At 68.7% G+C, this 9,050-nt stretch carries 8 protein-coding genes; all 8 read left to right on the top strand.

Going from position 1 to position 9,050, the window contains the following annotated elements:
* Nucleotides 1–837, top strand: an 837-nt coding sequence (locus tag ACFW2E_RS33490) for a molybdopterin-dependent oxidoreductase (protein WP_384471657.1), incomplete at its 5' end; no start/stop codon positions are given.
* The gene (nuoH, locus tag ACFW2E_RS33485) at nt 834–2,195 is read left to right on the top strand and encodes an NADH-quinone oxidoreductase subunit NuoH (protein ID WP_384471654.1); all 1,362 of its coding nucleotides are present in this window, start codon (nt 834–836) and stop codon (nt 2,193–2,195) included. The genes ACFW2E_RS33490 and nuoH, both read left to right, overlap by 4 nt.
* The gene (gene nuoI, locus ACFW2E_RS33480) at nt 2,188–2,790 is read left to right on the top strand and encodes an NADH-quinone oxidoreductase subunit NuoI (protein ID WP_384471651.1); all 603 of its coding nucleotides are present in this window, start codon (nt 2,188–2,190) and stop codon (nt 2,788–2,790) included. The genes nuoH and nuoI overlap by 8 nt, the downstream gene beginning before the upstream one ends.
* A complete protein-coding gene (locus ACFW2E_RS33475) occupies nt 2,787–3,629 on the top strand; it encodes an NADH-quinone oxidoreductase subunit J (RefSeq protein WP_384471649.1) in 843 nt (280 codons plus the stop codon). The genes nuoI and ACFW2E_RS33475 overlap by 4 nt, the downstream gene beginning before the upstream one ends.
* Entirely contained in the window at nt 3,626–3,925 is a 300-nt protein-coding gene (gene nuoK, locus ACFW2E_RS33470; RefSeq protein ID WP_066995480.1) for an NADH-quinone oxidoreductase subunit NuoK, read from the top strand. Before ACFW2E_RS33475 ends, nuoK begins: the two co-directional genes overlap by 4 nt.
* A gap of 14 nt (nt 3,926–3,939) precedes the next feature.
* Nucleotides 3,940–5,835 (top strand): NADH-quinone oxidoreductase subunit L, encoded by a 1,896-nt coding sequence (nuoL, locus tag ACFW2E_RS33465; protein WP_384471645.1) that lies wholly within the window; start codon nt 3,940–3,942, stop codon nt 5,833–5,835.
* A 5-nt stretch (nt 5,836–5,840) separates the two neighbouring features.
* Nucleotides 5,841–7,412 (top strand): NADH-quinone oxidoreductase subunit M, encoded by a 1,572-nt coding sequence (locus ACFW2E_RS33460; RefSeq protein ID WP_384471642.1) that lies wholly within the window; start codon nt 5,841–5,843, stop codon nt 7,410–7,412.
* Nucleotides 7,409–9,050: NADH-quinone oxidoreductase subunit NuoN (nuoN, locus tag ACFW2E_RS33455; protein WP_384471639.1), on the top strand; the 1,642-nt coding region annotated here is incomplete at its 3' end. The genes ACFW2E_RS33460 and nuoN, both read left to right, overlap by 4 nt.

Raw genomic sequence — 9,050 nt, 5'->3', positions numbered from 1 at the left:
GGCCTGGCCGCACTCCCGCTCGGCCACGGCCGGGACACCGGTCAGATCGTCGAGGCCGCGGCGCGCGGCGAGCTCCAGGCGCTGCTGGTCGCGGGCGTCGAGGTCGCGGACCTGCCCGACCCCGCGCGCGCGCGTGCGGCGCTCGCCGAGGTCGGTTTCCTGGTGTCGCTGGAGCAGCGGCCCAGTGAGGTCACCGAGCTCGCCGACGTCGTGCTCCCCGTTGCCGCCGCCGCCGAGAAGTCGGGCAGCTTCCTCAACTGGGAGGGCCGGGTCCGCCTCTTCGAGGCCGCCCTCAAGCCCGACCAGATGACCCGCCGCCTGTCGCCGAGCGACGCGCGTGTGCTGCAGATGCTGGCCGACGCCATGGACGTGCACCTGGGTCTGCCGGATCTGCGCACCACGCGCGCGGAGCTGAACCGGCTCGGCACCTGGGACGGACCTCGGGCCTCGGAACCGTCGGTGACGACGGCCGTTCTGCCCCGTCCGGCCGCCGGTGAGGCCGTGCTCGCCGGGCACCGGCTGCTGCTCGACCAGGGCGCCCTCCAGGAGGGCGACGAGGCGCTCGCCGGCACACGGCACGCGGCACACGCGCGCGTGTCGTCCGCGACCGCCGCCGAGGCGGGCGTCAAGGACGGCGACGTGCTCGCCGTGACCGGCCCCGCCGGCGTGGCCGAATTCCCGGTGCGCGTCACCGAGATGCCCGACCGCGTGGTCTGGCTCCCGCTGAACTCGGCCGGCAACGGCGTCGCCTCCGACGCCGGGGTGCTGCCCGGGACCCTCGTCCGCATCGGTCCGGCCACGCTCGTCGGCGAGGCCCCCAAGGAGGTGGAGGCATGAGCCCGTACCTCGCCGCTGAAGACCTCTCGATGTTCGGCCGCGACCCGTGGTGGCTGGTCGTCATCAAGGCCGTCTTCTGCTTCGCCTTCCTGATGGTGACCGTGCTGTTCTCCATCGTCTGGGAGCGCAAGGTCGTCGCCTGGATGCAGCTGCGCATCGGGCCCAACCGGCACGGCCCCTGGGGCATGCTCCAGTCGCTCGCCGACGGCATCAAGCTGATGCTCAAGGAAGACATCATCGTCAAGCGCGCGGACAAGGTGGTCTACGTCCTCGCGCCGATCGTCGCGGCCATCCCCGCCTTCATGGCGATCGCGGTGATCCCCTTCGGGCCGGCCGACAACGAGATCTCGATCTTCGGCACGCGCACCACGATGCAGCTCACCGACCTGCCGATCGCGATGCTCTACATCCTCGCGGTCGCCTCGGTCGGCATCTACGGCATCGTCCTCGCGGGCTGGAGTTCCGGATCGACCTACCCGCTGCTCGGCGGTCTGAGGTCCTGCGCGCAGATGATCTCGTACGAGATCGCCATGGGCGCGGCGTTCGCCTCCGTGTTCCTCTACTCGGGGTCGATGTCGACGTCGACGATCGTCGAGCAGCAGCAGGACCGCTGGTACATCCTGCTGCTCCCGGTCTCCTTCATCCTCTACATCGTCACGATGGTCGGCGAGACCAACCGCGCCCCCTTCGACATGCCGGAGTCCGAGGGTGACCTCGTCGGCGGCTTCAACACCGAGTACTCGTCGATCAAGTTCGCGATGTTCATGCTCGCCGAGTACGTGAACATGGTGACGGTGTCGGCCGTGTCGACCACGCTCTTCCTCGGCGGCTGGCGGGCCCCGTGGCCGATCAGCAGCTTCTGGGAGGGCGCGAACCACGGCTGGTGGCCGCTGCTCTGGTTCGTCATCAAGGTCCAGCTGCTGCTGTTCTTCTTCATCTGGCTGCGCGGCACGCTCCCACGTGTCCGCTACGACCAGCTGATGAAGCTCGGCTGGAAGGTCCTCATCCCGGTCTCCGTGACCTGGCTGATGCTCGTCGCCACGGTGCGGACCCTGCGCAACGAGCACTACGACTTCGCCGACATCGCCCTCTACGTCGGCGGCGGTGTCCTCGCCCTGCTGCTCCTGTCCTTCGTCGCCGACATGTTCCGCGAGAAGACGAAGGCGGCCGAGCCGCCCGCGGAACCGGCCGGGTTCGACCCGACGGCAGGCGGATTCCCCGTACCGCCGCTGCCCGGACAGGAACTGCCGCCGGTGCCCCGGCGCCGTTCCCGCCGCGAGCGGGAGCTGATTGTCAGTGGCGGACCCGACACTGTCAGTGACGGATCTTCGGATGGAAAGGAGGCGTCCGATGGCTGAGGAGCCCAAGGAGACCAAGCCCGGTTTCCAGAACCCCGTGGCCGGCTTCGGCGTGACCTTCAAGGCCATGTTCAAGAAGCGGCTGACCGAGCAGTACCCGGAGCAGAAGAAGACCACGGCTCCGCGGTTCCACGGACGGCACCAGCTCAACCGCCATCCGGACGGCCTGGAGAAGTGCGTCGGCTGCGAGCTGTGCGCCTGGGCCTGCCCCGCCGACGCCATCTACGTGGAGGGCGCCGACAACACGGACGAGGAGCGCTACTCGCCCGGCGAGCGGTACGGCCGCGTCTACCAGATCAACTACGCCCGCTGCATCCTGTGCGGCCTGTGCATCGAGGCGTGCCCCACGCGCGCGTTGACGATGACCAACGAGTTCGAGCTGGCGGACTCCAGCCGTGCCAACCTCATCTACACCAAGGAACAGCTGCTCGCCGGCCTCGACGAGGGCATGGTCGACACCCCCCACGCGATCTTCCCGGGGACGGACGAGCAGGACTACTACCGGGGGCTGGTGACGGAGGCCGCGCCCGGCACGGTGCGCCAGGTCGCCGTCTCCGAGGGCGAGAAGCCCCAGGAAGAGGGGGCCGACGCATGAACCCGCAGCTCGCCGCCTACTCCACCTCCACCGGAGAGGCCTTTCAGTTCTGGGTCCTCGGCACCGTCGCCGTGATCGGAGCCCTGGGCACCGTCTTCATGAGGAAGGCCGTACACAGCGCCCTCTGCCTCGCCGGGACCATGATCATCCTGGCGGTGTTCTACCTCGCCAACGGCGCCTACTTCCTGGGCATCGTGCAGATCGTGGTCTACACGGGCGCGATCATGATGCTGTTCCTGTTCGTGGTGATGCTCGTCGGCGTGACCGCGGCGGACTCGCTGAAGGAGACCATCAAGGGCCAGCGCTGGCTGGCCCTTGTCTGCGGGGTCGGATTCGGCGTACTCCTCCTCGGCGGCATCGGGAACGCCTCCCTGACGGAGTTCGCCGGCACCGGCAAGGCGAACGCCAACGGCAATGTCGAGGGCCTCGCCTCCCTCATCTTCACCAAGTACGTCTTCGCCTTCGAGATCACCGGCGCCCTGCTCATCACGGCCGCCGTCGGCGCCATGGTGCTCACGCACCGCGAGCGCACCGAGCGGGCCAAGACGCAGCGCGAGCTGGCCGAGCAGCGCGTCCGCGAGGGCAAGCACCTGCCGCCGCTGCCCGCCCCCGGCGTCTACGCCCGGCACAACGCCGTGGACATCGCGGGCCTGCTGCCCGACGGCACCCCCTCCGAGCTCACGGTCAGCAAGACCCTGCGTGAGCGCGGCCAGATCCGGGACGTGTCGACCGAGGCGCTGAACGACCTGCGGGCCCTGGAACAGCGCGCGGAGGAACGCCTGGAGCGGACCGAGATCGAGGCCGCGAACACCAAGCGGGCCGAGGAGGCGTCGAAGTGAACCCCGTCAACTACCTCTACCTCTCCGCCCTGTTGTTCACGATCGGCGCCACCGGCGTGCTGATCAGGCGCAACGCGATCGTTGTGTTCATGTGCATCGAGCTCATGCTCAACGCCTGCAACCTCGCGTTCGTCGTCTTCTCCCGGATGCACGGCAATCTCGACGGCCAGATCATCGCCTTCTTCACGATGGTCGTCGCCGCCGCGGAGGTCGTGGTCGGGCTCGCGATCATCGTGTCGCTGTTCCGTACCCGCCACTCGGCCTCGGTCGACGACGCCAGCCTGATGAAGCTGTGAGGGGTCGCTGAATCGTGGAGAACCTGATTGCGCTGCTGATCGCGGCGCCCCTGCTCGGAGCGGCCGTCCTGCTGGTCGGTGGCCGGCGCCTGGACGCCGTCGGCCACTGGATCGGCACGCTCCTGTCGGCCACGTCCTTCGTGTTCGGCGTGATCCTCTTCGCCGACCTGCTGGGCAAGAACGCCGAACACCGCACGCTCACCCAGCACCTGTGGACGTGGATCTCCGTGGGCAGCTTCCAGGCGGACGTCACCTTCCGCCTGGACCAGCTCTCGATGACGTTCGTCCTGCTGATCACGGGCGTCGGCTCGCTGATCCACCTGTACTCGGTCGGGTACATGGAGCACGACGAGCGGCGCCGCCGCTTCTTCGGCTACCTGAACCTGTTCCTCGCGGCGATGCTGCTGCTCGTCCTCGCCGACAACTACCTGCTGCTGTACGTCGGCTGGGAGGGCGTCGGTCTCGCCTCCTACCTGCTGATCGGTTTCTGGCAGCACAAGCCGAGCGCCGCGACGGCCGCGAAGAAGGCCTTCCTGGTCAACCGGGTCGGCGACATGGGCCTGTCCATCGCGATCATGCTGATGTTCACGACGTTCGGGACCTTCGCCTTCGGCCCGGTGTTCAGTCACGTCGGCGACGCCTCCGAGGGCAAACTCACCGCCATCGCCCTGATGCTCCTGCTCGCCGCCTGCGGCAAGTCGGCCCAGGTGCCGCTGCAGTCCTGGCTCGGGGACGCGATGGAGGGCCCGACCCCGGTCTCGGCCCTCATCCACGCCGCGACGATGGTGACCGCGGGTGTCTACCTGATCGTCCGCTCCGGCGCGATCTTCAACGCCGCGCCCGACGCGCAGCTCGCGGTCACCGTGGTCGGCGCGGTCACGCTCCTGTTCGGTGCGATCGTCGGTTGCGCCAAGGACGACATCAAGAAGGCGCTGGCCGGCTCGACCATGTCGCAGATCGGCTACATGGTGCTGGCCGCGGGCCTCGGCCCCATCGGCTACGTCTTCGCGATCATGCACCTGGTGACGCACGGCTTCTTCAAGGCCGGGCTGTTCCTCGGTGCCGGTTCGGTCATGCACGGCATGAACGACGAGGTCGACATGCGCAAGTACGGCGGCCTGCGCACGTACATGCCGATCACGTTCATCACGTTCGGCCTCGGCTACCTCGCCATCATCGGCTTCCCGTTCCTGTCGGGCTTCTACTCCAAGGACGCGATCATCGAGGCGGCCTTCGCCAAGGGCGGCACCCAGGGCTGGATCCTCGGCGGCGTGGCCCTGCTCGGCGCGGCCATCACCGCGTTCTACATGACCCGCGTGATGCTGATGACGTTCTTCGGCGAGAAGCGCTGGCAGCCCGACGAGCACGGCCACGAGCCGCACCCGCACGAGTCACCCAAGGTCATGACGATCCCGATGATCGTGCTGGCCTTCGGCTCGGTCTTCGCCGGCTTCTTCTTCCACCTCGGCGACCGCTTCCTGAACTGGCTGGAGCCGGTCACCGGGCACAGTGAGGGGAACTCGCCGGTCAGCGCCCTGACGGTCACCGGTGCCACCATCGTCTGCCTGGTCGTCGGTGTCGGCGTCGCGTACGCCCAGTACGGCCGCAAGCCCGTCCCGGCCGTCGCCCCGCGCGGATCCCTGCTCACCCGGGCCGCCCGGCGCGACCTGCTCCAGGACGACTTCAACCACGTCGTCCTGGTCCGCGGCGGAGAGCACCTCACGCGCTCCCTCGTGTACGTCGACCACACCCTGGTCGACGGGGTCGTCAACGGCACGGCGGCCGGCTTCGGCGGGCTCTCCGGACGACTGCGCCGGCTGCAGAACGGCTTCGCGCGCTCCTACGCGGTCTCGATGTTCGGCGGTGCGGCCCTCCTGGTCGCCGCGACCCTGCTGATGAGGGCGGTCTGATACCGATGTCCTTTCCTCTGCTGACAGCGACAGTGGCGCTCCCGGCGGTCGGAGCGGTCGCCACGGCCGCCGTACCGGCCACGAAGCGCACGGCCGCCAAGTGGCTGGCGCTGCTGGTCTCCCTCGCCACGCTCGTCCTGGCGATCGTCGTCCTGGTCCGCTTCGATCCGGACGGCGCCCGCTACCAGCTCACCGAATCCCATGCCTGGATCAAGGACTTCGGGGTCAGGTACGAGCTGGGAGTGGACGGCATCGCGGTCGCCCTCATCGCGCTGACCGCCCTGCTGATCCCGTTCATCGTCCTCGCGGGCTGGCACGACGCCGACCCGCTGGAGACCGGAAGCCGCCGCTGGCGGCCGACGCAGGGCTTCTTCGCCCTGATCCTGGCCGTCGAGGCGATGGTGATCATCTCCTTCGAGGCCACCGACGTCTTCCTCTTCTACATCTTCTTCGAAGCCATGCTCATCCCGATGTACTTCCTCATCGGCGGCTTCGGGGACCATGCCCACGAGCACGGCGAGGAGGCGGCGTCGACGCAGCGGTCGTACGCGGCCGTGAAGTTCCTGCTCTACAACCTGGTCGGCGGTCTGATCATGCTGGCCGCGGTGATCGGCCTCTACGTGGTCGCCGGGAACTTCTCGCTCACGGAGATCACGCAGGCCCGCGCCGACGGCTCGCTGCACATGGCGACCGACACCGAACGCTGGCTGTTCCTCGGCTTCTTCTTCGCCTTCGCGGTGAAGGCGCCGCTGTGGCCGCTGCACACCTGGCTGCCCAACGCCATGCAGGAGTCCACCGCCCCCGTCGCCGTCCTCATCACGGCGGTCGTCGACAAGGTGGGCACCTTCGCGATGCTCCGCTTCTGCCTCCAGCTGTTCCCCGAGGCGAGCAAGTGGGCGACGCCCGCCATCCTCGTACTGGCGCTGATCAGCATCGTCTACGGGGCGCTGCTCGCGGTCGGTCAGCGGGACATCAAGCGGCTGGTGGCGTACGCGTCGATCTCGCACTTCGGCTTCATCGTCATGGGCATCTTCGCGATGACCAGCCAGGGCCAGTCCGGGGCGACGCTCTACATGGTCAATCACGGGATCTCGACGGCAGCGCTGATGCTGGTCGCCGGGTTCCTGATCTCCCGGCGCGGCTCGCGCCTCATCGCCGACTACGGCGGGGTGCAGAAGGTCGCCCCCGTCCTGGCCGGCACGTTCCTGATCGGCGGCCTCGCGACGCTGTCCCTGCCCGGACTGGCGCCGTTCGTGAGCGAGTTCCTGGTCCTGGTCGGCACGTTCACGCGCTATCCGGTGATCGGCATCATCGCCACCTTCGGCATCGTCCTCGCCGCGCTCTACACCCTCGTCCTCTACCAGCGGACGATGACGGGCCCGGTGAAGCCGGAGGTCTCCGCGATGCCCGACCTCAGAGCGCGTGAACTCGTGGTGGTCGCCCCGCTGGTGGTGCTGCTGATCTTCCTGGGCGTCTACCCGAAGCCCGTCACGGACATCGTCAACCCGGCGGTCAAGCAGACCTTGTCCGACGTACACAAGACCGACCCCAAGCCCGAGGTGGAGGCGGCCAAGTGAGCACAGCAGTCGTCCACAGCCTGTGGACAACCGCGGCCGAACCGATCTCGAAGATCGACGCGCCGAAGATCGAATACGGGCAATTGTCGCCCACCCTGATCGTCGTCGGCGCCGCCGTGGTCGGGGTGCTGATCGAGGCGTTCGTACCGCGCAAGTCCCGGTACTACGCACAGGTGTTCGTCTCCGTCGTCGCGCTCTGCGCCGCCTTCGCGGCGGTCGTCGCGCTGGCGGCCGGCGGATACGGCACGACCAAGGCGCACATCGCGGCCATGGGCGCGATCGCCGTCGACGGACCGTCCCTCTTCCTGCAGGGAACGATCCTGCTGGCCGGACTGGTCGGCCTGTTCACCTTCGCCGAGCGGCGCCTGGACCCGGCGGCGCACGGCAACCGGGCCGACTCGTTCGCGGCGCAGGCCGCCTCCGTACCGGGCAGCGACAGCGAGAAGGCCGCGGTGAAGGCCGGGTTCACCACCACCGAGGTGTTCCCGCTCCTCCTCTTCGCGGTCTCCGGCATGCTGGTGTTCCCCTCGGCCAACGACCTGCTGACGCTGTTCGTGGCCCTGGAGGTCTTCTCCCTCCCGCTGTACCTGATGTGCGCGCTGGCCCGCCGCAAGCGGCTGATGTCGCAGGAGGCCGCGGTCAAGTACTTCCTGCTCGGTGCGTTCGCCTCCGCGTTCACCCTGTTCGGCATCGCGCTGCTGTACGGCTACGCCGGCTCGGTGTCGTACGCGACGATCGCGCAGGTCGTGGACGGCACCGTCACCAACGTCGACCCGGCGCTCGCCAACACCATGGGCAACGACGCGCTGCTGCTGATCGGCACCGGGCTGGTGGTGATGGGGCTGCTGTTCAAGGTGGGCGCGGTCCCGTTCCACATGTGGACGCCCGACGTCTACCAGGGCGCCCCGACGCCGGTGACCGGCTTCATGGCGGCGGCGACCAAGGTGGCGGCGTTCGGCGCGCTGCTCCGGCTGCTGTACGTCGTCCTTCCCGGTCTGCGCTGGGACTGGCGGCCGGTCATGTGGGCCGTCGCGGTCATCACCATGCTGGGCGGCGCGATCGTCGCGATCACCCAGACCGACATCAAGCGACTGCTGGCCTACTCGTCGATCGCGCACGCGGGATTCATCCTCGCGGGTGTCATCGCCACGTCGAAGGACGGCGTCTCGTCCGTCCTGTTCTACCTGGCCGCGTACTCCTTCGTGACGATCGGCGCGTTCGCGGTCGTCACCCTGGTGCGCGACGCGGGCGGCGAGGCGACGCACCTGTCCAAGTGGGCCGGCCTCGGCCGGCGCTCGCCCCTGGTCGCTGCGGTCTTCGCGGTGTTCCTGCTGGCCTTCGCCGGTATCCCGCTGACCTCGGGCTTCGCCGGTAAGTTCGCCGTGTTCAAGGCGGCCGCCGAGGGCGGAGCGGCACCGCTGGTCGTGATCGGTGTGATCTCCTCGGCGATCGCGGCGTTCTTCTACATCCGCGTGATCGTGCTGATGTTCTTCAGCGAGCCCAGGCCCGAGGGGCCGACGGTCGCCGTGCCGTCGCCGTTCACCATGGCGGCGATCGGTGTGGGCGTGGCGGTGACGCTGGTGCTCGGTGTGGCGCCGCAGTACTTCCTGAACCTGGCGAGTCAGGCGAGCGGGTTCG

Source organism: Streptomyces sp. NPDC058964 (assembly GCF_042741275.1).
Lineage (GTDB): Bacteria > Actinomycetota > Actinomycetes > Streptomycetales > Streptomycetaceae > Streptomyces.
The sequence above is the reverse complement of the archived record's forward strand: the minus strand, read 5'-3'. Positions and strand labels throughout refer to the sequence as shown.

Coding starts and splice junctions, on each gene's coding strand:
- nuoI (WP_384471651.1), top strand. CDS start 2,188: ATGGCTGAGGAGCCCAAGGAGACCAAGCCCGGTTTCCAGAACCCCGTG.
- ACFW2E_RS33475 (WP_384471649.1), top strand. CDS start 2,787: ATGAACCCGCAGCTCGCCGCCTACTCCACCTCCACCGGAGAGGCCTTT.
- ACFW2E_RS33460 (WP_384471642.1), top strand. CDS start 5,841: ATGTCCTTTCCTCTGCTGACAGCGACAGTGGCGCTCCCGGCGGTCGGA.
- nuoH (WP_384471654.1), top strand. CDS start 834: ATGAGCCCGTACCTCGCCGCTGAAGACCTCTCGATGTTCGGCCGCGAC.